General features: G+C 71.1%; 16 protein-coding genes, 1 pseudogene and 2 CRISPR repeat arrays. Of the genes and pseudogenes, 4 read left to right on the top strand and 13 right to left on the bottom strand.

The features are described 5' to 3' along the window. Window positions 1-228: 228 nt before the first annotated feature. Genes LC193_RS29205 through LC193_RS18250 form a run of 3 tightly spaced genes read left to right on the top strand, consistent with a single transcriptional unit; the run spans window position 229 to window position 3,316 of the window. Entirely contained in the window at window positions 229-1,197 is a 969-nt protein-coding gene (locus LC193_RS29205) for a dTDP-glucose 4,6-dehydratase (protein ID WP_404819434.1), read from the top strand. After that, window positions 1,197-2,174, top strand: a complete 978-nt coding sequence (locus LC193_RS18255; RefSeq protein WP_226075583.1) for an ATP-grasp domain-containing protein — start codon at window positions 1,197-1,199, stop codon at window positions 2,172-2,174. Before LC193_RS29205 ends, LC193_RS18255 begins: the two co-directional genes overlap by 1 nt. Next, window positions 2,171-3,316, top strand: coding sequence for a DegT/DnrJ/EryC1/StrS family aminotransferase (locus LC193_RS18250; RefSeq protein WP_226075580.1), 1,146 nt, complete (start codon window positions 2,171-2,173; stop codon window positions 3,314-3,316). The genes LC193_RS18255 and LC193_RS18250 overlap by 4 nt, the downstream gene beginning before the upstream one ends. A 144-nt stretch (window positions 3,317-3,460) precedes the next feature. Here LC193_RS18250 and LC193_RS18245 read toward each other — a convergent pair whose 3' ends face one another. From LC193_RS18245 to LC193_RS18190, 12 genes are all read right to left on the bottom strand, one after another. Then, entirely contained in the window at window positions 3,461-4,606 is a 1,146-nt protein-coding gene (locus LC193_RS18245) for a UDP-N-acetylglucosamine--N-acetylmuramyl-(pentapeptide) pyrophosphoryl-undecaprenol N-acetylglucosamine transferase (protein ID WP_404819541.1), read from the bottom strand. Window positions 4,607-5,014: 408 nt separating this feature from the next. Next, a CRISPR array of direct repeats spans window positions 5,015-6,323; the repeat unit is 29 nt; unit sequence GGGAACAGCCCCGCGGGTGCGGGGAGCAG. 113 nt (window positions 6,324-6,436) lie between these two features. Continuing rightward, complete coding sequence (cas2e, locus tag LC193_RS18240; protein WP_226075578.1) at window positions 6,437-6,805, bottom strand: type I-E CRISPR-associated endoribonuclease Cas2e; 369 nt, start codon at window positions 6,803-6,805, stop codon at window positions 6,437-6,439. Further along, window positions 6,802-7,752: a type I-E CRISPR-associated endonuclease Cas1e gene (gene cas1e / locus LC193_RS18235; protein ID WP_226075576.1), complete on the bottom strand. Its 951-nt coding sequence runs from the start codon at window positions 7,750-7,752 to the stop codon at window positions 6,802-6,804. Before cas1e ends, cas2e begins: the two co-directional genes overlap by 4 nt. A 3-nt stretch (window positions 7,753-7,755) precedes the next feature. Beyond that, entirely contained in the window at window positions 7,756-8,463 is a 708-nt protein-coding gene (gene cas6e / locus LC193_RS18230) for a type I-E CRISPR-associated protein Cas6/Cse3/CasE (protein WP_226075574.1), read from the bottom strand. Continuing rightward, window positions 8,463-9,170, bottom strand: coding sequence for a type I-E CRISPR-associated protein Cas5/CasD (gene cas5e, locus LC193_RS18225; RefSeq protein ID WP_226075573.1), 708 nt, complete (start codon window positions 9,168-9,170; stop codon window positions 8,463-8,465). The genes cas6e and cas5e overlap by 1 nt, the downstream gene beginning before the upstream one ends. Further along, entirely contained in the window at window positions 9,167-10,378 is a 1,212-nt protein-coding gene (cas7e, locus tag LC193_RS18220) for a type I-E CRISPR-associated protein Cas7/Cse4/CasC (RefSeq protein WP_226075571.1), read from the bottom strand. The genes cas5e and cas7e overlap by 4 nt, the downstream gene beginning before the upstream one ends. 59 nt (window positions 10,379-10,437) lie before the next feature. Then, window positions 10,438-11,250, bottom strand: a complete 813-nt coding sequence (gene casB / locus LC193_RS18215) for a type I-E CRISPR-associated protein Cse2/CasB (RefSeq protein ID WP_226075569.1) — start codon at window positions 11,248-11,250, stop codon at window positions 10,438-10,440. Further along, a complete protein-coding gene (gene casA / locus LC193_RS18210) occupies window positions 11,247-15,878 on the bottom strand; it encodes a type I-E CRISPR-associated protein Cse1/CasA (RefSeq protein WP_226075567.1) in 4,632 nt (1,543 codons plus the stop codon). The genes casB and casA overlap by 4 nt, the downstream gene beginning before the upstream one ends. 224 nt (window positions 15,879-16,102) lie before the next feature. Further along, window positions 16,103-16,318, bottom strand: coding sequence for a hypothetical protein (locus LC193_RS18205; RefSeq protein WP_226075563.1), 216 nt, complete (start codon window positions 16,316-16,318; stop codon window positions 16,103-16,105). Between the two features lie 487 nt (window positions 16,319-16,805). Further along, window positions 16,806-18,481: direct repeats of the CRISPR family, unit length 29 nt; unit sequence GGGAACAGCCCCGCGGGTGCGGGGAGCAG. Window positions 18,482-18,817: 336 nt separating this feature from the next. Then, on the bottom strand, window positions 18,818-19,147 hold the full coding sequence (locus tag LC193_RS18200; protein WP_226075561.1) for a hypothetical protein: 330 nt from the start codon (window positions 19,145-19,147) through the stop codon (window positions 18,818-18,820). A 121-nt stretch (window positions 19,148-19,268) separates the two neighbouring features. Continuing rightward, a complete protein-coding gene (locus LC193_RS18195) occupies window positions 19,269-19,928 on the bottom strand; it encodes a hypothetical protein (protein WP_226075557.1) in 660 nt (219 codons plus the stop codon). Continuing rightward, on the bottom strand, window positions 19,909-20,484 hold the full coding sequence (locus LC193_RS18190; protein ID WP_226075554.1) for an RNA polymerase sigma factor: 576 nt from the start codon (window positions 20,482-20,484) through the stop codon (window positions 19,909-19,911). The genes LC193_RS18195 and LC193_RS18190 overlap by 20 nt, the downstream gene beginning before the upstream one ends. A 310-nt stretch (window positions 20,485-20,794) precedes the next feature. Here LC193_RS18190 and LC193_RS18185 point away from each other — a divergent pair, with 310 nt between their 5' ends. After that, window positions 20,795-21,979: a serine hydrolase domain-containing protein gene (locus LC193_RS18185; protein ID WP_226075551.1), complete on the top strand. Its 1,185-nt coding sequence runs from the start codon at window positions 20,795-20,797 to the stop codon at window positions 21,977-21,979. Here the strand turns inward: LC193_RS18185 and LC193_RS29200 are convergent. Beyond that, window positions 21,967-22,065, bottom strand: a pseudogene (locus LC193_RS29200) (IS5/IS1182 family transposase); the annotation flags it as partial. The gene LC193_RS18185 and the pseudogene LC193_RS29200 overlap by 13 nt on opposite strands. Window positions 22,066-22,098 lie beyond the last annotated feature (33 nt).

The raw sequence follows: 22,098 nt of genomic DNA, 5'->3' as shown, positions 1-22,098 counted from the left end.
CCGGAGAGGAGGGACACGGTGACGGCTGACGCGGCGACAGCTGAAGTGCTTCGAAGCAGGGTCAGCCCGTTGCACGTCATCAACCCGCTCCAGGTCGCCCGCCACCGCGGGCGCCACGCCACCCGTAGCGGGACCGTGAGCCGAACCACCCGCTGAAGGCGCGGACTCGGGTGGCGCGCGGCCGGACGAACGGATGGCCCGGCCGCGCGCTCAACGCCCCGTTCACAGATGTGCCGGTCTGCCTCGGGATACCGCCTGGCCGGAAGCACCCCAACCGGAAGATCGGGTCGGGGCGGGGGCGAGGGGGCTCAGGGTGGCGATACGGAGTCTGCCCCCACGCGTGTCCCCCGGAGCGGCGGCCCCGGCCGCGGCGCGAAAGGGTGCACTGCGGCAGCTTCAGCGCCACCACCTCGGCCGGGCGTGCCGCCGCGGAGTAGAGGCAGCCGAAGAAGGCGACGAGATGCCGACCGCGTTTGCCGTGTTCCCCACGGCGTGCAGCAGGGCGCGCCTGGTCGGGACCGGGGGCGCCGAACGCTTCGTGCACGTCTCGACCGACGAGGTCCACGGCCCGATGCCCGAGGGCGCCGCGAGGAGGAGGCGCCGCTGCGGCCGTCCGATCCCTACGCCGCGTCGAAGGCGGCCAGTGACCTGATCGCGCTGTCGTACCACCGGACCTACGGGGTGCCGGTCTGCGTGACCCGGTCCTCGAACAACTACGGGCCGTACCAGCACCCCGAGAAGATCGTTCCGCTGTTCCTCACCCGGCTGCTGACGGGCGGGACGGTCACCCTGCACGGCCGGGGCGAGCACGTCCGCAACTGGCTGCACGTCGAGGACAACTGCGCCGGGATCGAAAGGGTCCTGCGCGACGGGACGCCGGGAGAGGTCTACCACCTCGGCGGCGGCACGGACCTCAGCAGCCGCGGCCTCACCGGGCGCATTCTCGCCATCTGCGGCGCGGCCTGGGACTCGGTGGAGTACGTCCAGGACCGGCCGGCGAATGACATCCGGTACTCCATCGACTGGAGCAAGGCCGCGGGCGAACGCGGCTACCGGCCTGAGCGCGACTTCGAGGAGGGTCTGGCCGCGACCGCCGACTGGTACCGGCGCGACACCGATCGGTGGGCGCCCCTGACGAGCACCCTGCGCACCGCACGCCTCGCGCGGCCGTTGCCCGCGGCCACGGTGGGGAGGTGATGACCGTGATGAAGCGCATCCTCGTCACCGGCGTCGGTGGTGCCCCTGGCTGCGCCCTCGCCCGCGAACTCCAGCGCCTGGGCTGCACGGTCGTCGCGGCCGACGCCGACCCGCACGCCCCCGGCCTCCTTCTGCCCGGTGTCGAGCCGCACGTCACGGTTCCCGCCGACGGCTCGGGGTACCGTGCCGCGACGCTGCGGCTGTGCGACGAGGCGCGGCCCGACGCTGTCGTGTCGACCGTCGAGCGGGAGCTGACGCAGTTCGTCGCCCTGCGCGGCCCGCTGGCGGAGCGCGGCGCCGCCACCTGGCTCCCCGAGCCTGGCACCGTCGAGCTGTGCGGCGACAAGCACCGGTTCGCGCTCGCCATGGCCGAGCACGGCATCCCAACGCCGCGCACCGTTCTTCCCCGTGGCCTCGACCAGGTGCCGAACGGGCCGCTGGTCGTCAAGCCGAGGCACGGCCAGGGCGCGCAAGGCGTCCATGTGCGCCGAACGCGGGAGCGTGCGCGGGTGCTGTGCGGGCTGGTCCCGGGCCCGATCGTTCAGGAGCGCGTTGCGGGGCGGGAGTTCACCGCGGACTGCCTCGTCGATCGCGGCGGCCGGGCCTCGGCCATCCTGCGGTACCGGCTGCTGGTCAAGGGCGGGCTCGCCGTCGTCTCCCGCACCTTCAGCGACCCCGCCGTGGCGGCGGCCGTGCGGGCCGTCCTGGCGACGGTCGGGATCACCGGGGCGTGCTGCGTCCAGGGCTTCCCGCTCGACGGGGACGGCCCCGACCGGGTCGTGGTCACCGAGGCCAACGCCCGTGTCGACGGCGGCTTCCCGGCTTCGGTCGCGGCCGGTGCGGACGACGTCGGGCAGTTGGTGCGCGGCCTCTTCCACCAGGACATCGACCACGCCCGGCTCACCTACCGGCCGGACGTCACCCTCACGAAGTACTACGAGACGCTGGCGACCAGCGAAGGGACGGCACCACGATGACCCGCATCGAACCGGCGGGCGTTGCCCACAACGCACGCCCGTACCTCTACGGCGACGAACCGGCCGCCCCCACCCGGGCTCTGCGCACCGGCGTCCACAACCACAGCGCCGTCACGGATGAGTTCGAGACGGCCGTCGCGCGGTTCCTCGGGATGGAGGACACCGTCGCCACCGCCGCTGGCACGCCCCCACTCCACATAGCGCTTCTGGCCGCCGGCGTCGGACCCGGCGCCGAGGTACTCGTCCCGTCCTTCACCTTCTGCGCGACCGTCCAAGCCGTCGTCGCCACGGGCGCCCGGCCGCGCTTCGTCGAGGTGGACCCGCGCACCGGATGCGTGGACAGCGCCATAGTCCTGAACGCCCTCACCCCCGACACCCGGGCCGTCCTCCCCGTCCTCCCCGTCCTCTACGGCGGCCGGCCCGTCGACCTCTCCGACGCGATGCCCGTCCTCGACGAGCGCGGCATCACGGTCGTCGAGGACGCCGCCCACGCGTTCGGCTCCCAGCACGGCGCCCGCCGCGTCGGCGCCACCGGCCGGTTGACGTGCTTCTCCTTCGGCCCGGTCAAGAACCTCACCTGCGGTCTCGGCGGCATGGTCGTGCCCCGCAACCCGGCCGAAGCCGAAACGTGCCGACGCCTCCGCGGCCTTGGCATCGCCCAGTCCGCGGCCTGGCGGGCCGAGGCGACCGCGTACACCGTCGAGACGTTCGGCACGCGCGCGCAGATGTCCTCCCTCAACGCCGCGATCGGCCTCGCGCGACTCCCCCACTTCCCGCGGGCGGAGCGGATACGCAAGGCGCTGTGGCTCGCGTACGCCGCCCTGCGTGACATGGACGGCGTCGCCCTCGTCGATGTCGACATCGAACACGCGGTCCCCCACCTGTGCGCCGTCCGCGTCCCCACCGGCTGGAACGCGGTGTTCCGCACGCTGCGCCAGCGCGGCATCGGCGTCGGCACGCACTACCCGCCCAACCACCCCCAGCCCGCGTTCCACCCGTGGTACCGGCCGCTGGCGTCGACCGAACGCACCGGCCGCGAGATCCTGACGCTCCCGTTCCACCAGCACCTCGCGGAACGGGACATCGAGCGCGTCGCCGTCGAGCTGCGCAGGGCGATCACCACGGCGGGAGCCGATCGGTGACATCGCGCCCCCGCGACGGCCGTTGAGGTGTGCCCCGGCAGCCGGAACGCGCCCGCCTCCTTCGACAACGGTCCGGCAGCCCCCGTCATGCCCTTGTCTGCGTCAAAGAGGGCGCGGTCCGGTATGTGCGGTGTTCGTTGCTGATCACTTCGCGGCGGAGAGGATCACGTCCACGAGCCGGTCCGTGGCGTCCGGGCGCCCGTGTGTCCTGGCGGCCTTGGCCATCGCCGCGCGCCGCGCCGGGTCGGTCAGCAGCGGCCCGACCGCCTCGCGCAGGTGCGCGGCGGTGACCTCCCCCTCCAAGGAGATCGCCGCGCCCGCCTCCTGGAGGTGGCGTGCGTTGTGCGCCTGCTCGTTGCCCGCCGAGGACGCCAGCGGCACGAAGACCGCCGGCTTGCCCAGCGCCGTGAGCTCCGCGAGAGTCCCCGCGCCACTGCGGGAGACAACGACATCCGCGAGCGCCAGCACATCGGGAAGCTCGGAACCGACGAACCCGGTCAGGTGGTAGCGGCCCGCGAGATGCGGCGGGAGACCGGCCGCGCTCGCCCGCAGGCCCTCGACGTTGTCCGGGCCGCACTGGTGGACGATGTTCGCGCGCTCCACCAGCCACGGCAGCGCGTCCCGGACCAGGCCGTTGATCTGCTGCGCGCCCTGCGCGCCACCGGTGACGTACAGCGTCGGCAGACGCCGGTCGAAGCCGACCGCACCCAGCGCGGTGATCGCCCTGTCCGCGTCCCCGGTCAGGACTTCGGGCCGCACCGGGTTCCCCGTCACCACGGCCGCCGACCGCACCTCCTGCGGCAGGAGCGGCAGCGAAGACTCCGACGACAACGCGATCCGGGCCGCCGACCCCGCCAGCCGACGATTCGCCAGACCCAGCCGAACGGTCTGCTCGTGCAGCACCAGCGGACGCTTGCACATCCGCGCCGCCAGCCCGGCCGGAACGGCCACATACCCACCAGTCGCCAGCACCACATCCGGCTGGAACGCACCGATGATCTTTCGGGCCTGCGCGACACCCAGCGGGACCCGCGCCATGTCCTTGACGTTCGCCGGACCGAGCATCTTCAGCGGGTTCGAGGAACGGCGGATCTTCCCCGTGGCCACCGTCCGGAACGCAATCCCCTCCGCCGGCGCCACCCTCGCCTCCAGACCGGTCTCCGTCCCGATCCACAACACATCCAGCACACCACCACCGGCCGCCAACCGCGCCTGCAACGTACGGACCGCGGTCAACGCGGGATACGTATGCCCCCCAGTCCCACCACCCGTAACAACAAGACGAAACAAGGCCGGAAGACGCGAAACCTGATCCACCCGACGCACCCTACTGCCACCCACAACGCCCAACACCCAACCCCAAACTTCGACCACCAACACCGGACTTGCCAGAACGCCCGACCACCCGCATCACCACCATCACCGTCGACCTACTGACCCGCCCCGTCCCGGCTGACTCCGACCAACCAGCCCACAACGAGCGACCGTTCACAGCCAAGCACCACACCGCCCCCGCGCCCCGGCCAAGCACCCACCCGAAACAGACCCGAACTGGGGCGACCTCGCCCCCGTGCTGCACGGCCGGTGAACGGCCCGCATCACCGACGCCCGCAACGCCCCGGCCGACCTGCTCCCCGAGAGGGCAGCCACGCGGGCACGGGGAGCAGGGCACGCCAGCCTGGCCGCGCTGTGGGTGGTGGGAACAGCCCCGCGGGTGCGGGGAGCAGTGCCGGGCCACGGACCGCTCCTCGGCCGCCCGCGGAACAGCCCCGCGGATGCGGGGAGCAGTGCTGACGTCGAGGTGGCGCCATACCTCCGCCAGGGAACAGCCCCGCGGGTGCGGGGAGCAGCAGTCTTTTCGTCCGTGACGGTAGTCGGGAGGGGGAACAGCCCCGCGGGTGCGGGGAGCAGCACGCATGCTGGAGCCCCCGTTGGGGTGCAGGGAACAGCCCCGCGGGTGCGGGGAGCAGAGGCTGGTGGCCACCAGCGTCCCGGCGGTCGCGGGAACAGCCCCGCGGGTGCGGGGAGCAGACCAGCGCGGCCACCGCGCGCGTGAGCGCGCAGGGAACAGCCCCGCGGGTGCGGGGAGCAGCGGCCGACCGCGCCCGCGTCGCTCAACGGCACGGGAACAGCCCCGCGGGTGCGGGGAGCAGTCAGGTCTGCCGCTGTTCTTCGCGTTCGTTGGGGGAACAGCCCCGCGGGTGCGGGGAGCAGGAGAACCCGATGCGGTGGTGGGCGCGCGCTTCGGGAACAGCCCCGCGGGTGCGGGGAGCAGACTGCACGTGTACCGCAAGACCACGGCGTCGCGGGAACAGCCCCGCGGGTGCGGGGAGCAGCCCCCCTCGGGCGCCTGGCGGCGCGGAGGCTCGGGAACAGCCCCGCGGGTGCGGGGAGCAGTCCTCTCGCAGATGCGCGCGGGCCGCCCCGGGGGGAACAGCCCCGCGGGTGCGGGGAGCAGGCCGTCGACCTCTTCGAGCGCGTCGTGGCCACGGGAACAGCCCCGCGGGTGCGGGGAGCAGCTGAGGCGATCACGAACGCTCTCGGGCATCGCGGGAACAGCCCCGCGGGTGCGGGGAGCAGATCCGTCAAGACATCCAGCGAGGCGCGCTAGGGGGAACAGCCCCGCGGGTGCGGGGAGCAGGATGGATGGGCGGAACCCCGCGCCGTCTCCTTGGGAACAGCCCCGCGGGTGCGGGGAGCAGCCCGCCTGGGCGATGTCGCCCTCCCAGTCGCGGGGAACAGCCCCGCGGGTGCGGGGAGCAGTGGTCTTGGGTCATGTATTTGGGGCTGAGCTGGGGAACAGCCCCGCGGGTGCGGGGAGCAGCTCTCGTGGCTGATCGTCGCGGGCGCGATGCTGGGAACAGCCCCGCGGGTGCGGGGAGCAGGCCACCCTGTACGAGACCACCGTGATGGCGCAGGGAACAGCCCCGCGGGTGCGGGGAGCAGATGGCCGAGGCCGCCATGGACCTCTCGGTGATGGGAACAGCCCCGCGGGTGCGGGGAGCAGAGAAGCTGACCTGCGCTTTTATCTGGCGGAGAGGCCGTTTTTACTTACTTCCAAAGAAGTTCCCATTTCACCCATAGCGGCCATGTCGGATGTCATCCGCCTCGACGGCTCGGTCATCTGCCGCCGAACTTCCTGCGCTTCGCGGCCTTGCTCCAGCCTGCTGTCCGGGAGCCGCCGCCTGTCTGGGGTTCCGTTCGATGCGTGGGTTTGCGCGTGGGGCGGTGGATCAAAGTCACGCCTTCGTGATCCGTGGGATGCCATGAGTGGTCGTGTGTCTGGAACGTGTAGCCCTGCTCGTTGTTGGTCTGGTAGGCGAGAAGGGCTCTGCCCTGGCCGGCGTACTTGTGTACCTCAGCCCACAGCAGGTCACGGACGCGGGTGGAGGGGGCGCCCAGGAAGACTCCGGGGGAGATTTCGAGCAGCCAGCGGGTGAGGAACCCGCGGAGGCCGGCGGGGCAGTTGGTGAGGACGATGACGGTCACCAGATGATCTCGTCGTCCGCGTGGTTGCGTCCCGCTTCCCAGTGGCTGTCCCGGTCTCCCTGGACGGTCACGCGGTCTTCGGAGGCGGATGTGTCTCGGGTGCCGTCGTAGCGCAGGAGTGTCTTGATGTCCTGGACGCACCGGTCGAGCAGGCGGCCCTTGTTGATGCGGTCGCGCAGCGCCCGCCTGGTGCGTGCGCCGATGTCGTCGGTGCCTTCGATCGCGGCGTCGAACGCCGCCGGGATGGCGACGTCCGTCTTGTACAGGTCCGCGATGTCGTACACGAAGGAGCGTTCGTGGCCGGAATGGACGAACCCGAGGCCGGGTGAGCAGCCGAGAGCGACGACGACGGCGTGTGCGATGCCGTACATGCACTGGGCCGCGGCGGTGATGCCCTGGTTGGGGGCGTCACCGGCGGTGAAGTCGCCGGGGTGGTATTCCCGACGGTGCCACGGAACGCCGGTTCGAGCGGATTCCCTGCGGTAGCAGTCCCTCAGCCGGTGTCCTTCCGCGCTGAGGAGTTGTTGCCGGGTCCGGCCGGCCGGGTCTACGTCGGGGAAGCGCAGTCGGTACATCTCGCGGGCGACTTCCAGGCGAGTACGGCGGTTGGCCCAGAGCGTGGCCTGGGCTTCGACCAGGCCGGAGGACCGGGTCAGGGCACGTCCGCCCGCGTAGTAGCGAACGCCGTGCTCGCCGACCCAGACCACTCCGGCGCCGCACTCGCCGAGAACGCTCATCGCCTGGTGGGTGATGCGCGTGCCCGGGCCGAGCAGCAGGACTCCGATGGTGGCGGACGGGATGTGGGTCACCCCCTCGGCGTCCTCCGCCGTGATGGCGTTGTCGGCCCGGTGGACGGTGCAGCGTTCGAGGTAGATGAAGGACATCCGGTCACCGATGCGGTTGAGTTCGCGCGGAGTTGACGCTGTGCGCCGGCTGATGGTCGGCACGGGTCACCCGATCGGTGCGAGGGTCATCAGGCCGCAGCCGTAGGCCTTGGCTTTCCCCAGGCCGCTGGTGAGCGTGCCGCGGAGCAGGTCGGGGTCGGTGACCCGCAGCCGTCCGTCATAGGTCACCTTCGTGATGCTGACGTTGAGCTGCTTGTCCCGGGAGAGTTTGGGGAACTGCAACGGACGGTGGTCGCGGACGATCATCTGGTGTTCGTCCCCCTCGATGTGCAGCCGTCGGCCCGCGGGCTTGGTGAGGATTTCGAAGCCGTTCTTCTCCTGGCGCTGGAGGAGCCAGCGAGCCTGGTGGCGGAACGTGACATGCGCTGTGCGTTTCGTGGGTTCACCCTCCTTGCGGCGAATGCTGTGCACCGGATTGGCAGTGAGCCGAAAACTCCAGGTGCTGCCGGTGGTCAGCGCGCCGAGGAAGTCGCCGTAGTCGTAGGTCTGCCACCCCTCGGCGTCCGTGGCCGCCGGCCAGCCCGCCTGGTCCACGAGGTGGGTGAGGTCGGGCCGGGAAGGGCTCACGATGAACAGCAGGATGTCGCTGTGGGCGTTGTGGTCCAGGCGCCAGAGGATGCGGGGCCCCGTGCCGTCGGCTGCGGGGGGTTCGGGGAAGGCACCGTTCACCGCGCCGTGGAGGCGGTGGGGGGAGGCGAGCAGGTGCCGGGCCTCCCGGCGGTGGGCGTTGACGCGGAAACGAGTCAGGTACATCAGCTCTTCCTCAGAGCGGTGGTCGGATCGTGGGGTGGCGGTGTCCCGGGGAGGGGGGCACTGTTCGGCTCGACGGAGGTGGTGGTGATTCCGCGCAGTTCGTACCGGCGGTGTCGGGGATCGAAGCTGACCGGTGTGTCCCGAAGGCTGAGGTGCGGTGGCTCCCCGTGAGCGCTGTCCAGGAGTACGTCCAGCGTCCGCCGGGACCGGGTCCGCGCGCGGTGCCATTCACTCGCGTGCCAGGGCTCCTCGCGGAACGCCTGCATCAGATGGGTGTCCGGGCGCACGCCGAGGTCGAAGGGCTCGACGGGCGGACAGGAACGCCGACCCAGGTAGGGCAGGAAGGCAGGTGCCTGGACAGCGGTGTGCAGGGCCTCGATGAACGACGCGTCGCCCTCCACGCCCGCGACGAAAACCGCGTCGGCCAGGTAGAACCGTTCCGACAGGGGCATGGACTTGCCGGAATCCGCGTGATGAGCGGTCTGGAAGTCACGGATTCTGGTGCCCGGCTGGTCGATGCGGACACCGAACCGCAGGGCGGCCAGGTCGGACAGGTCCGCGTCGCGTTCCCGGCCCTGTGCTGCCGCGAGCAGGCCGAGAACACCGCTCTTGGTCGGCGCGTTCTCCGTGGTGCGGCGGGCGAAGCGGGCGGCGGACCCCCACGCCTGAAGGGGCCCCGCCAGCCGGAGAAGCAGGACGCTGGTCATGCCGCCCCCGACGACAGCCGCTCCGTTACCGCCGCGCCGACGGCCTCGATCAGGTCCTTGCTGTTCATCTCGGTGCCGAGGCCGGCGAGGGCCGCGGTGTCGGAGCCGATCCGCAGTACCCAACTGCCCGCGTCGGCAAGACCGTACTGCTCCTCCAAGTGCGGCACGTATGCGGCGAGCCGCTCGCAACTGGCGCGCAGGAAGCCGCCCTCTTCCCGGTGCTTGGCCACCGGCTTCTCGAAGGCGGCGACATAGCTGACGGGCCGCTTGGTGCGGAGCTTGACGATCACGGCGTCCGGCAGGGTGTGGTTGCCGAACGTGTTGATCTTCCCGGTGGGCAGTGAGGCGATGAAGCCCTCGACGAACGCCTCGACGGCGCGGCGGGTCGGCTCGTCGGGTGACTCGTCATCGCGCAGGCCGACACCGAGATTGTCCCGGAGCCGGTCGACGTCCAGTGCGGCGTACCGGTAGAGCGTCGCCGAGTTGAACTCGACCGTCCCGATCATCCCGGCGCCCTTCTCCGCCTCCGTGTTCTTGTCGTCCACGGCGGTGTAGTAGTCGGACTCGTTGTCGACCGCGTGGACGCTGAGGGCGTGGGCGACCTGGGTCGATGCCTCGACGTTGAGGTCGGTGGCGTCTGCGACCATCCGGCCGAAGAGCGCGATGTCCACGGAGTGCCGGGTGTCCACCAGGGCGCGTGCCCGGGCCTTGTTCTCCTTCGCCTTGAGGAACGCCTTCAGCGCGTTGAGGTCGTCGGTGCCCTTGGTACCTTCGACGGCCAGCGCGGCGAGCCCGTCGAGTTGCCGCCTGCTGAGGAACATCAGGTAGGAGGACTCGGGGGCCGTCTCGGGGGCCTCGTCCTCGGCGTCCTTCTTCTTCCGCCTGGGCACCTCGATCTTGGAGCCGGTCGCCGTCTGCAACGTCTCGGCCGCGATGCCCCAGGCCGCGGTGCGCTCGATCGACGGATGGGCGGCGGTGATGCGGTCGGCCAGCTCGTCGGCGAGCTTCTTGGAACGGACCCCGAGGTCGGACGGGTCGAGGAGTTCGTCGAACGCCCGGCGGGTGGCGCGCTTCCACGCCTGGCTGGACACGCGTGCCCGGCGCACTCCGCCGTAGGTGGCGGTCTTCGGTTGCCCGGTGTCGTCCCGGTTCAGATTGCTGGGTGGGACGGTCTGGAGCACGTGGATGTCGAGGATGGTGCGTGTCACAGCGCTGGTTTCCTTGTCGGGGAGGGGTGTTGGCTGGTCGATGGGCGGGGCGAATAGGGTCAGTCGGCCGAGGGGAGCCGTTCGGTCACGGTTCCTGCGGTCTCGGGTGCGGCGTCCTGGTGCTCGCGGGACTCGGTTGCCGGGGGGCGGTCCATCCCGGCGAGATGGAAGTCCCGTCCCCAGAAGCGGTGAACCTCGGCCGGCCCGTCCGGCTCCTGCCAACGGAGGAGTTGGTCGGCCAGCAGTCCGTAGTCCAGCGGGAGGCCGGCGGTCCGGAGCAGCAGGACCAGTTCGCGCAGGCGCTGCGCCATGACGTCGAGAGAGGTGGCGGCGGCGATGCGGACGAAGCGCTTCCGCAGGGGCTCGTCGATCTCGACGTCGGCCTTCCGGGACGTTGTGCCCGTGCCGTCCGTGCCTGCGAGGTCGGCACCCTTCCCCGCCGTTTTCGTGCGCATCAGGTGCCGGACCGACCGGCCGAGGCTCCAGCCGCCGACGTGCACGGGCGTCTCGCGGTGGGATTGCTGGTGCAGCGCCCACAGCGTCAGCGTGAGGTGCAGCGCGGTCTCGGCGCGATCGAGTGTGGCTGCCTTTGCCCAGTACATCGTCTCGGACGGTGGCGGGGCTTCTCGCAGCTCTTGCTGATAGCTGTCGAAGCCGATCAGCCCCCACAGGTCCGGCTGGGCGTGGAGGGGCTGCCCGAGGCCGCGCCGCAACCGGGCGAGCGTGGCGACGGCCTGCGGACGGTCGTCGCGGTAGCCGGCGTAGAGACCGCGGATGTGCCGCGCGGCGGCGGTGCGCAGAGGGCTGTGCCGCCAGGAAGGGGGCGAGTAGCGCAGGTCCGCCGGGCGGGCCTGCGCGGGTACGGGCGTCATGCGGTGGGCTCCGGGGAGTCGTCGGGGCTGTGAGGTGCGTCGGTGGCGGTGTCGGAGGACGACGGAGGCTGGTATGGCGGGGGGAAGATCTTGTTGAGCCGGGAGCGGAACCACTGCTCGGCCTGCGGGAGGTCGATCAGACGGTCATCGCCCTCTGCGGTCGCCATGCGCCGGCCCTCCCAGCTGGCCGGGCCGGCGGAATCCAGCAGCTTGTCCCCCAGATCGCTCACGATGCGGCGGGCCGTGCGCCGCCACTCCGTGTGCGCGGCCTGCGGTGAGGCGGTGTTGCCCAGGTCAGCGAGCCACCGGCGGTAAGGTCCGTCCAGCTCGCCGAAGCCCTGATCGCGGGCGGTGGCGGTGGGGGCCGTGGGGTCACAGCCCGCGGCCCGGGCGAGATTGCCGGCGAGGTGGCCGAGGGCGGTGACGGCGTTCTCAGCCTCGGAAACGGCTCGTCTCGCCGTCTCCGCGTACTCGGGCAGAGTCTTGTCCAACAGGATGACCGGGAGCGTTACGTGGTCGTCCACGATCTCGTCGATCACGGACTGCTGGGTGCCGTAGATGGCGCCGATGGTCCGGGTCCTGATCAGCCGCTCCGTGGGCAACACCTTTTCCGCGGCGAGAAGGTGCAGCCAGCGGACGATCCCGGACGGGATGACTCTCGCTGGCTCCGCCCCGCTCGACATCGACTCCTGCGCTTGGAACGTCGCCGGCAGAAGGCTTTCGAGGCCCCGCCAGGCTGCGCGACTGGGGTCGTGCTGGCGTGGAAGGTAGATGGGGCTTTTGCGCTGCTTCTTCTCCTGGGCGAGACTTCGCCGCCAGGCCGTCATCGGCTCGTCGTTCAGCCTGTTGTACGGGGACAGGGGGTCTCCGTAGCCGAGCACGACGCCGGTGACCATGCCTTCGTGGTGATGGAGCAGCAGTCGCCGGGACTGCCAGGTGTAGAGGTCGCATACGCCCGATGGCCTGCGTGCGTCCGGCTCGTCCAGGTCCGCCGAAGGGCCGGGCCCGGGCGCCTCGCGACGCCAGGCAGGGAGGTCGTCCTGTTCGCCGGGCTCGCGGTCCCGCAGGATGCCGTTGCTGTCCCGCGCGATCAGGTTGAGCAGCAGGGTCTCCCTCAGGTTGTCGCCCTCGGCCATGACCCCGCCCAGGTTTCCCGGCCAGGCGACGCCCAGCGGATACCCTTTGCCGCCTTTGACCCGGTGGTCTCCGACCGCTCCGGATTTGATGCCGGAGGGATCGAACGCGTGGGCGTGCACCAGCCAGCGTGCCCCTTCCGCGAAGCTCAGCCCGCTCACTCCTGGGCGCCGCATGGAGAAGAAGGGCTCTCCGTTCGGTACGTCGGCCACCACCCGGTTGAGGGGTGCCACCTCGTTCTTCTCCGTGTGCAACCCGGCTACTTGGAAGAACGGCCGCTCCGGGTGCAGCAGGTCGAAGCGCTCCCGGTGCCGGTCCAGATATGCGGCGACGCCGGCGAACGGCTCGGCCGACCGCCAGAGGTCTTCCCAGGCGTCGAGGTCTTCCGGCCCGTCCAGCGCGTCGTGCGCGATGGCCAACAGCAGTCGCATGAGCGCGAACTCCTGTGTCGGCACGTCCCCGACCAACCGCCGGACGTCCTCGGCGCGGGCGAAGACGTCCCGCAGTGAAAGCTCTCCGGTCGCCCCGTCGTGGAACTGCACGGGAATCCACGGCCGGGACACCAGATCGAAGGCAGGCACCAGATCAACCACTCTCGCATCGCGTGCATCGGCCGGCCTGATCAACAGACCGTCCGCCTGGCTGTACTTGAGGTCGTAGCCTGCCAGCCGGGTCTGACAATTCGCGTCCAGAACGAGGATCAGTTCACCTGCGAGCCAAAAGCAGTCCTTTCTTTGCCATGCTTCGACATGAAAACGTTCCAACTCGGCGATTGTTCGATCAATGACCCACGGCTTGCTGAAGTGCCACGGCAAAGTCAAAGCGCTCGCGGCGACTGCCCCGGCGGCACGGCTGGGCGGAGGGCAGTGCTCGGGCAGCTCCAAGCCGCCCCGGCCACGGCCCAGCCACGGAACCGTGGCCAGGGAGCCGTTGTGACGGCGCTGGACCACCAGCACCTCCAGGCTTTCCTCCCCGTCCCGCACCTGAGCCCGGCCGGCACGCGTCTCGTCGGCCTCTCCGACCCCGGCCTCCAGCCAGCCGACGATGGGCCGCCCCGGCCGACGGACCGGGCCGAGGCGGAACACCTCCGCGCGCTCCCGCTTGTCGGCAAGCTGCTTGCGGTGAGCGGTTCTGGCTTCGTCCATCGCAGACCGCCAGCTCTCCGGACCGACTGGCTCATCGCCGTACGCGGCCTGGACCAGCGGGCTGATGTCCTCCGGAAGCCGTAGCGATCGGCCGTCGAGATGAGGCCGGAGCACGGCAAGAGCACGCACGAGCGTGTGGGTCCCCTGGTAGACGCCACGGGAGCCGCGCACCGGCTCCGGCGGCGTCTGACCCCACTCCACGCCCGTCACCAGACACAGCGGTGCACGCAGCCGCGCCGGTCGCCTTCGGGCGTGCCGGTGCAGGCGCCCCATCCGCTGAAGCATCAGGTCCGTGGGTGCCAGATCCGTGACCAGCAGATCGAAGTCGACATCGAGCGACTGCTCGATCACCTGGCTCGCCACGACAACGTGCGGACCCGGAGGCCGCTCGCCGTCCGGCCCGAAGGTCTCCCGCAGCCACGTATCCTTGTGTGCGCGGTCGGCCGCCAGGAACCGCGAGTGGGCGACGGTCACGTTCCGCTCACCGAACCGCTCACGCAGCCGTTCCGCCGCTTCCTGCACCCGGTCGACCGTGTTGCGCACGACCAGCGCGCAGCCCCCGTCGCCCAGCTCGGCTTCCAGGCGCCTGACCAGCACATCCAGGTCATCGTCCAGGGGCTCCAGGCGGATCTCCGAACGGCGCCCCGACGCCGCCGGGCGCGTGACGCGCGGGGCCTCTCCCGGCACCACCGCGGTCAGGATCGGATAGGCGTCGGCGGGTGCGTCGATCTCCACCGGGCCGCCCGCGTAGGCCGCGGCCAGGGCACGCCGCCGGGCCGCGGGCAACGTCGCCGACAGCAGCACCACGGGCACGCGGTAGGCCCCGAGCCACTGAAGCACCCGCTCCAGGTAGGTGCTCATGTAGGCGTCATAGGCGTGGACTTCGTCGATGATCACGACCTTGCCGACGAGCGCCAGATGCCGCAGGGCGAGATGCCGGCTCTTCAATCCCGCGAACAGCACCTGATCGATGGTCCCCACCGCGAACGAGGCGAGCATGCCCTTCTTGCGCCCACGCAGCCACTGGTGAGCCTCCAGCTCCGCCGGATGGGAACGGTCCGCGGCGCCCGGCCGGCTGATCTCCTCCGACCCGTCCAGCTCCACAGCGGCGATGTCGCGGTACCCGGCGCGCACGAGCCCAGCCCACTGATCGTTGAGGGCGGACTTGGCGTGCGCGAGGAAGACGGAACGCCGGTCGTTGAGAGCGCCGGGTCGGCCAGGCGCGGTATCACCGGGCAGCCGGTCCAGCCAGTTCAGCAGCCGCTCGAACATGGCGTCCCCCGTTGCCCTGGTGGGCAGGGCGACGAAGACGCCGCCGGCGCCCGCCCGCGCGGCGAGGATCTCGCCGGCCATGAGGGCCGCTTCGGTTTTTCCCTCGCCCATCGGAGCCTCGATGATCAGAAGTCCGCTGCCCGGCATGGACCGGGCCACCCGCACGGCTTCCTCCTGCACAGGGCGGACCGTGGAGCCCGCAGGAAGGTCGAACCGAGACGCGAACGACTCGGACGCCGAACCGACAGGTTCGTCAGGACACCAAGGACCGGGCAGATCCAGCCCTCGCCAGGCCCTCTCCAGCCGGTCGGCAGCCGGACGCCCGTACGGGAACAGCTCGACGGAACTGGCGATCCAGTCGGCCAGAATCACCAGCGCACTCAACATGACCTGCACCGGCTGGCTGAGCCGTACCGTCGTCCAAGCTCGCAGCCGTTCCTCGACACCCGCCTCTTCGGCGCAGGCAGTGAGGAGCTCGTACTGGACGTCCTTCCAAAGCCCCTCGCTGGGTCCGGGCGTTCTAAGGAGATCAGGACGCAACTGCAAGTGGTGAAGCGCGTGATGCCCGGGCGGCACACCGTGATGGCCACCGATCACCACGGCGAACTGCCCGGAACTCCGGCCCGTCCAGCCGTGGCGCTGCTCCAGCCACTCCTGAAGCAGGATGTGCCCCGCCAGACCGTGTGGCGCCAGCCGCCGGTCGTCGCGAAGTGCCTGCTCGTACGGCATGTCGAGACCTGCCTTGCGCATCCGCCCGGCCAGGGGCTCGTACTGGTGGGCAAACGCGGGTGTCGCTTTCCCGATGTCGTGGACGGTAGCCAGCCAGACAACGAGCCGCCGTGCGTCCACCTCTCCGCCGGGCAGGGCTTCCGCGATCAGCCTGCGCACTTGATCCGGGACCCAGGCGTCCCAGAGCCGCCCAGCAACAGCGCCCGAGTCCGCCATATGCTGCCAAAGCGGCAGCCAACTCCCCTGATCCCGGTCCGACTTCCCCCAGGCGCTGCGGGCGGCAGCGGACAGGGCGGTAAAGCCGCTATCAGGTCGGGGAGATTGACCTTCTGCGGCCACGAATGACATCGGCAGTCCCACCTGTTGCGTCGCACGAAAGCCGAGGCGAGAACCCGGAGTCGACTCCACAGGCCGAGCGCCCGGGGAAAGGGCGCGGTATCGCCCGGCTGGGTATGGGTAGGCGCGGCTTCGACCATGCCGCCGAACATCGGGACGCGAGGGCGGGGTCCGTCACCCCCACCCTCGCGCACCGCCCACATTTGCTGCGCCTCCGCTCGTCCGGAGGCACGGGGTCACATCGCAGGCTGGCAGGCGTCGCCACGCCCGGGGCGCCACCAGGGGCAGTGCAGCACGATGACGACGATCACGATGGCGAGCGCGATGGCCCGGAGACCCTGCTCGATGGGCAACGGCAGAACCGCACCCCCGCCGATCAGGGCCACGAGCACGGGCAGATACCCCGCTGCGTCACCGCCGGCTCCACTGCTGGCCGCGCTCCTCTGTACCATGGATAAGTCTCCTTTGAGTTGTTAACGCTACGAGCCTCTGAGCGGGACACGGCCGGGTCGATCGATCTCCGCTGCCACGGAGCTTTGGTGGGCTCGGCCATCGGCATGCCCGCATGCCATTCACCCCCCGGCGCGAGGCGAGGGTGCGATGGCTCGACCAGAGTACTCCTCCAGCGAACTACCCGTGCACGCACCGGTTTTGAGTGGCCGTGATCACGGCGGGGCTTACCCAATTGTGGTGAGTGGCAACTGAGTAAGCTCGGCCGACTGGTAGGCCGTTGCGGAACACGTCGTGTTCTCCGCAACGGCCGCCGCGCCCCCGCGAGGACCCTTGCGCGGGGACCACTCGGGGGCGTGTGGCTCGGTCATCCGGTATCCGAGGCTGCCCTTCCGCTCAGAGGACGCATTCGGCACAGAATGACGGGTCGGACCATCCCCGCGTGCGCGGGGAGCACTGTCAGCCGAGCACAACGGCTGGACTAACCCAGGGAACAGCCCCGCAGGTGCGGGGAGCCGTCTCCTTCAACTGCTCACCGGCAGCGTATCGGGGAACAGCCCCGCGGATGCGGGGAGCAGCCCTCCAGCACCGCCGTGGTGAAAGCGCTGTAGGGAACAGCCCCGCGGGTGCGGGGAGCAGCAGCACAGGCAACTGCGTTCTGTTTGACCTGTGGGAACAGCCCCGCGGGTGCGGGGAACAGCGACGTGGAGGACGCGCCCCTTTGGTCCGAGGCGGGAACAGCCCCGCGGGTGCGGGGAGCAGAGGTCGCCGTGGACGATCCCGACCGATGCCGCGGGAACAGCCCCGCGGGTGCGGGGAGCAGTTGACCGTGCTCACGGTAGTACGTCCGCAGGCGGGAACAGCCCCGCGGGTGCGGGGAGCAGTGGCCGCATCCGCAGGTCTTGCCGCTGTGGCAGGGAACAGCCCCGCGGGTGCGGGGAGCAGGGCGCCGTGACCATCATCCTCGCGCTCCTGACGGGAACAGCCCCGCGGGTGCGGGGAGCAGCCGTTCCTCAGGAGTTCGCCCGACCGATTTCGGGGAACAGCCCCGCGGGTGCGGGGAGCAGGACCGTCAACCCACACGGGGGTGAGCAGAACCGGGAACAGCCCCGCGGGTGCGGGGAGCAGAGGCCCGCCGGGCTGCGCATATTCCAGCGGGAGGGAACAGCCCCGCGGGTGCGGGGAGCAGGCCGTGCGGCAGCCACAACGCCGCCGCAAGCCGGGAACAGCCCCGCGGGTGCGGGGAGCAGCATCAGCCCGCCCCACGCCGCCGGCGCGGCGAGGGAACAGCCCCGCGGGTGCGGGGAGCAGGAGGCGGGCGCCATCGGCGAGTCGGACCCCGCGGGAACAGCCCCGCGGGTGCGGGGAGCAGACCCTCAACCGGAGCGCCTTCAAGGTGGGGCGGGGAACAGCCCCGCGGGTGCGGGGAGCAGGCGGGCCGGGCTCGACACGGTCACGCGGTGGTGGGAACAGCCCCGCGGGTGCGGGGAGCAGTACTCCAACCGCGAGACCGACGGGCCCGCCGCGGGAACAGCCCCGCGGGTGCGGGGAGCAGGACTGCGCCGAGCAGCGCGCCCGGGTGCTGGAGGGAACAGCCCCGCGGGTGCGGGGAGCAGGCGCAGTCCCCGCGGTGCACCACCACGCCGCCGGGAACAGCCCCGCGGGTGCGGGGAGCAGACTCCATTCCCGGGGTTTCCGGGAATGGACGTGGGAACAGCCCCGCGGGTGCGGGGAGCAGCTGATGTTTCGTCACATTTTTTTCTGCCACGTGGGAACAGCCCCGCGGGTGCGGGGAGCAGGCGGATGATGCCGCGGCGGGCGGCGATGGAGAGGGAACAGCCCCGCGGGTGCGGGGAGCAGGGCGCCGTCCCCTGCTCCCCGGCCGCTGGCATGGGAACAGCCCCGCGGGTGCGGGGAGCAGGGCCCGGGGTGCCGCGCCAGCGCTCGGCGAACGGGAACAGCCCCGCGGGTGCGGGGAGCAGCCGCTGGACCACACGGTGCTGCTGCACACGCTGGGAACAGCCCCGCGGGTGCGGGGAGCAGCCTCTACGGAGGCGGGTCCGGAATCCGGAACGGGGAACAGCCCCGCGGGTGCGGGGAGCAGACACGGCGGCGGTCATCGGGCACCTCCCGGCAGGGAACAGCCCCGCGGGTGCGGGGAGCAGAGAAGCTGACCTGCGACGTTATCGGCTGGGAGCCGCGTTTTTACTTACTTCTTGAGATTCGGGCTTATGGGGCGGACTGGCCATATGGCTCATCTCTCGCGGATGGACGTGCTGTTCTCCGTGCGCCCTCCCGATGTTGCCAGATCGCGCACGGGGGCGTCTGGGTTGCGGGGAGGGATGGAGTGCGTCGCCTGGCTCGCTCCCATGGGGGCGCGGGGCGGGGCCGCTGGAAGTCTCGGCGGGGTCGGCTGTGGGATATGTGTGGGACAGTTCCGCGGCTTCCAGAGGCCGCGGCGCGGTTCCCCGAGGCGTGCCGCGATCCTGGCGTTGGCCGCGTCATCGCCGCTGTTGTTCGGTGCGTGCCGGCTTTCGGCGGCTGGAGGTGGTGGCCATGTGTGTTGCTTGGGGGGCGGGTGTGAGCCGGTCATGGTCGGCGCCGTTGTCCGGCCCTACGTGGCCGCTGAACGGAATGGGCATGAGCCCGATCACCGGTTGACAGTGTCGGGGCGTGGGGCATGCCGGTGGCGTTCGTCCGCTGGCGCCGGTGTGCAGCGACCGGGTCACGCGCAGGACTTCGCGCGGGGTCATGCCGAGTTCGAGCAGGTCGGAGTCGCCGACGGCCATGTCGACGCACTGGCGTCGCGCGCCGTCGAACGGCGCGAGCATGTGCAGCAGGACGAGGCCGCCGCCGGTGGAAGGCCGAGGTAGGCGGTGTTCATACCCAGGCGGTAACGGCCCGGCTCACACGCGCGAACACTCCTTTCGGGCAGTCGTTCATCCCGATTCGCTACAGGGCGGGCCGGTCGTCCTGGTTGAGCCAGAAGTCGGGGCATTCGGTGCGCGCCGCGCGGGGCAGGGCCTCCTTGATGATGACGCGCTCCCGGGCGAGGCGGTCACCGCGCAGGACGACCGGCTCCTCGTCGGACAGCACCGAGACGGCGAGCAGGACGTGTTCGCCCTCTCGCAGCGGCTCCTGCACCTGGGCCAGCCGCAGGTCGACCAGGGGCAACTCCACTTCCGACGGCCCCTCGGAGGGCTTGATCCACTCCGCCACCTCAATGGTCACCAAGTCCCGGCCCGGCTCCGCCGCCGGGCGGACATCCAGCACCTGCCCTTCCACGATCGTGGTCGAGCACGCGATCCACTCGTGATCCCGCAGCCCCCGCGCACTTCCGTCCGCCACGTCGGACGAGCCGGTAGCGCCACTGCCGTTGTCCGCGGTGGCGACAGCCAGGAAGCCCAGCGCGAGCGCCACCGCCGCGACTGCCGCTCTCGCCACCACCCGGCGATGCCGACTGCGCGCGGCGCCCGACGAGGGCACAGGCCGAACCGCCGCCGTGGACGGCGCGGGGTGTGCCCAACCGGCCTCCTCGCCGATCATCCGCAGTGCCAGCCGCAGCCGCCGTTCCTCCTCCGGCCGGACCGGCTCAAGCCCTTCTATCGTCATCCCGGATCACCTCCTTCTCACCCAGCCGGTCCCGGAGCAGTGAGACGGCCGCGTGCAGCCGACTCTTCACCGTGCCCTCCGGAACGCCCAGCACCAGGGCGATGTCGCGGACGGTCAGGTCGACGTAGAAGCGCAGTGTGAGGACCTGGCGCTGTGGGAGCGGCAACTCGGCCAGGGCGTCGGACACGGCCAGGGCCAGTGCCTGGTCCTCCTGGGGGTGTGGCGGCGGGCGCACCGCCCAGCGGGTGGCGAGCCGGGCCCGCAGCCCCGCCTCCCGGGCGCGTTCCCGGTGCCAGTCGGCCGCCACCCGGGAGGCAACGACCGACAGCCAGGCGCCGGGGTTGCGGATGTGTGCCCGGGCCGGGTCGGCCCGGGCCGTCAGTAACTTCACCCTGACCTGCTGGAGCGCGTCCTCCAGGTCGTTCCACGGCACGCCGCCCAGGACGAGAACCGCCCGTATTCGGCTGACGTCCTCACCGCTTGACAGCGGAAGCCCGACGTCGTCGGTGTCACCGGCGTCGCCTCCCGCCGGCCGCACTCCGCGCGCTCCAGCCATCCTCTGCCCTTCTCCGTTTGTCTGATGACGGAGTAGCGGTGCGGAACGTTCGCCACTGCCGTGGGGCGTCCTCCGCGGACGATCGCGACCGCCTCGGCAACGACCGCCTCCCGCGGTGCGTGGATCGAGGCGGCGGCGTTAAGCTTCCGGGTCAGCGCGGCGTTCTGCCCGACTGTGTTTCCTCCACTCCGAAGTCAGGGGTGTCAGCGGCCAGTTCCCCCGCTTGCCGGGCGGTGTACCGCGCCGCGGCACTTCCGGCGGTGGAGTTCGTCCTGTCGGCCCGGACAGCACGGCTGCCAGGATGAACGGTATGACGACGATCAACGGTGAGGTAGCGCACGGGTTTGAGCCGGTCCGCGAGGCGTTCGCAGCCAACTTCACCCAGCACGGGGACATCGGCGCTGCCGTGTGCGTCTACCGGCACGGCCGGCCGGTGGCCAACCTGTGGGGTGGTATCGCCGATCCCGAGACGGGCCGACCGTGGACGCGGGACACCCTGCAACTCGTCTACTCGGCGACCAAAGGAGCCACGGCGACCGCGGCACACATGCTGGTCGAGCGCGGCATGCTCGACCTCGACACCCCGGTGGCGGAGTACTGGCCGGAGTTCGCAGCGAACGGCAAGGCGGACATCCCCGTCCGTTGGCTCCTGTCCCACCAGGCCGGGCTGGTCGCCCTGGACGAGCCGCTCCCACTGGCCGAGGCACTGGCCTGGGAACCCATGGCGGCTGCGCTGGCGGCGCAGCGCACGCTGTGGACCCCAGGCACCGCGCACGGCTACCACGGCCGGACCTGGGGGTGGCTGGTCGGCGAGGTGATCCGCCGAGTCTCCGGCCGTTCTCCGGGTCGCTTCTTCGCGGATGAGATCGCGCGGCCCCTCGGGCTGGACTTCTTCATCGGCCTGCCGGCGAGCGAACGCGGACGGGTCAGCCGCATGGTGTACCGGCGACCGGCTGTAGACCTCACGACGGTGCCGATCGAGGCGGTGCCCGAGGAGCTTCGCGAACAGGTTGATGCCTGGCGCGACCCGAACTCCCTCGGCAACCGGGCGTTCGCGGTCACCGACCCGGCTGCGATCGACTTCGACGCGCCCGAGGTGCAGGCCGCGGAGCTCCCTTCCTCCAACGGCATCGGCACCGCACGGGCACTCGCCCGCATGTACGCCGCGCTGATCGGCGAGGTCGACGGCGTGCGTCTGCTCGCCCGCGGGACTTTGGCGTCGGCGACCGAGGAACAGGCCGTTGGCAAGGACCGGGTGCTGGTGGTCGCGAGCCGCTTCAGCGCCGGCTTCATGCTCCCCACCGAGGGCACCCCCATGACCGGTCAGAACGCCTTCGGCCACACCGGCCGCGGCGGCTCACTCGCCTTCGCCGACCCCGAGCACGGGATCGCCTTCGGGTACGTGATGAACCACATCGTCAGCGGGGCAGAGGATGTGCGCGCGGCTGCTCTGGCCGATGCGGTGCGGACGTCGGTGGCGGCGAGCCCGCGGTAGCGGATGAGGCGGCACGCAATGGCGGTGAAGGCCAGGCAGCGCTCGGCCTCGCGTTCGAAGCGGCGGTGCGGATACCGGCAGCCGCTCCCCCGGGCACCATGCGCTCGATCGGTCAGCGG

Origin of the sequence: Streptomyces marincola (assembly GCF_020410765.1) — a bacterium.
GTDB classification, from domain to species: Bacteria; Actinomycetota; Actinomycetes; order Streptomycetales; family Streptomycetaceae; genus Streptomyces; species Streptomyces marincola.
This window is presented reverse-complemented; position numbering and strand designations above follow the sequence as displayed.

Coding starts and splice junctions, on each gene's coding strand:
- casA (WP_226075567.1), bottom strand. CDS start 15,878: ATGTCATTCGTGGCCGCAGAAGGTCAATCTCCCCGACCTGATAGCGGC.
- LC193_RS18205 (WP_226075563.1), bottom strand. CDS start 16,318: ATGGTACAGAGGAGCGCGGCCAGCAGTGGAGCCGGCGGTGACGCAGCG.
- LC193_RS18255 (WP_226075583.1), top strand. CDS start 1,197: ATGACCGTGATGAAGCGCATCCTCGTCACCGGCGTCGGTGGTGCCCCT.
- LC193_RS29205 (WP_404819434.1), top strand. CDS start 229: ATGTGCCGGTCTGCCTCGGGATACCGCCTGGCCGGAAGCACCCCAACC.
- LC193_RS18195 (WP_226075557.1), bottom strand. CDS start 19,928: ATGACGATAGAAGGGCTTGAGCCGGTCCGGCCGGAGGAGGAACGGCGG.
- LC193_RS18250 (WP_226075580.1), top strand. CDS start 2,171: ATGACCCGCATCGAACCGGCGGGCGTTGCCCACAACGCACGCCCGTAC.
- cas6e (WP_226075574.1), bottom strand. CDS start 8,463: ATGTACCTGACTCGTTTCCGCGTCAACGCCCACCGCCGGGAGGCCCGG.
- LC193_RS18200 (WP_226075561.1), bottom strand. CDS start 19,147: ATGCTCGCGCCGTTCGACGGCGCGCGACGCCAGTGCGTCGACATGGCC.
- cas5e (WP_226075573.1), bottom strand. CDS start 9,170: ATGACCAGCGTCCTGCTTCTCCGGCTGGCGGGGCCCCTTCAGGCGTGG.
- LC193_RS18190 (WP_226075554.1), bottom strand. CDS start 20,484: ATGGCTGGAGCGCGCGGAGTGCGGCCGGCGGGAGGCGACGCCGGTGAC.
- LC193_RS18185 (WP_226075551.1), top strand. CDS start 20,795: ATGACGACGATCAACGGTGAGGTAGCGCACGGGTTTGAGCCGGTCCGC.
- casB (WP_226075569.1), bottom strand. CDS start 11,250: ATGACGCCCGTACCCGCGCAGGCCCGCCCGGCGGACCTGCGCTACTCG.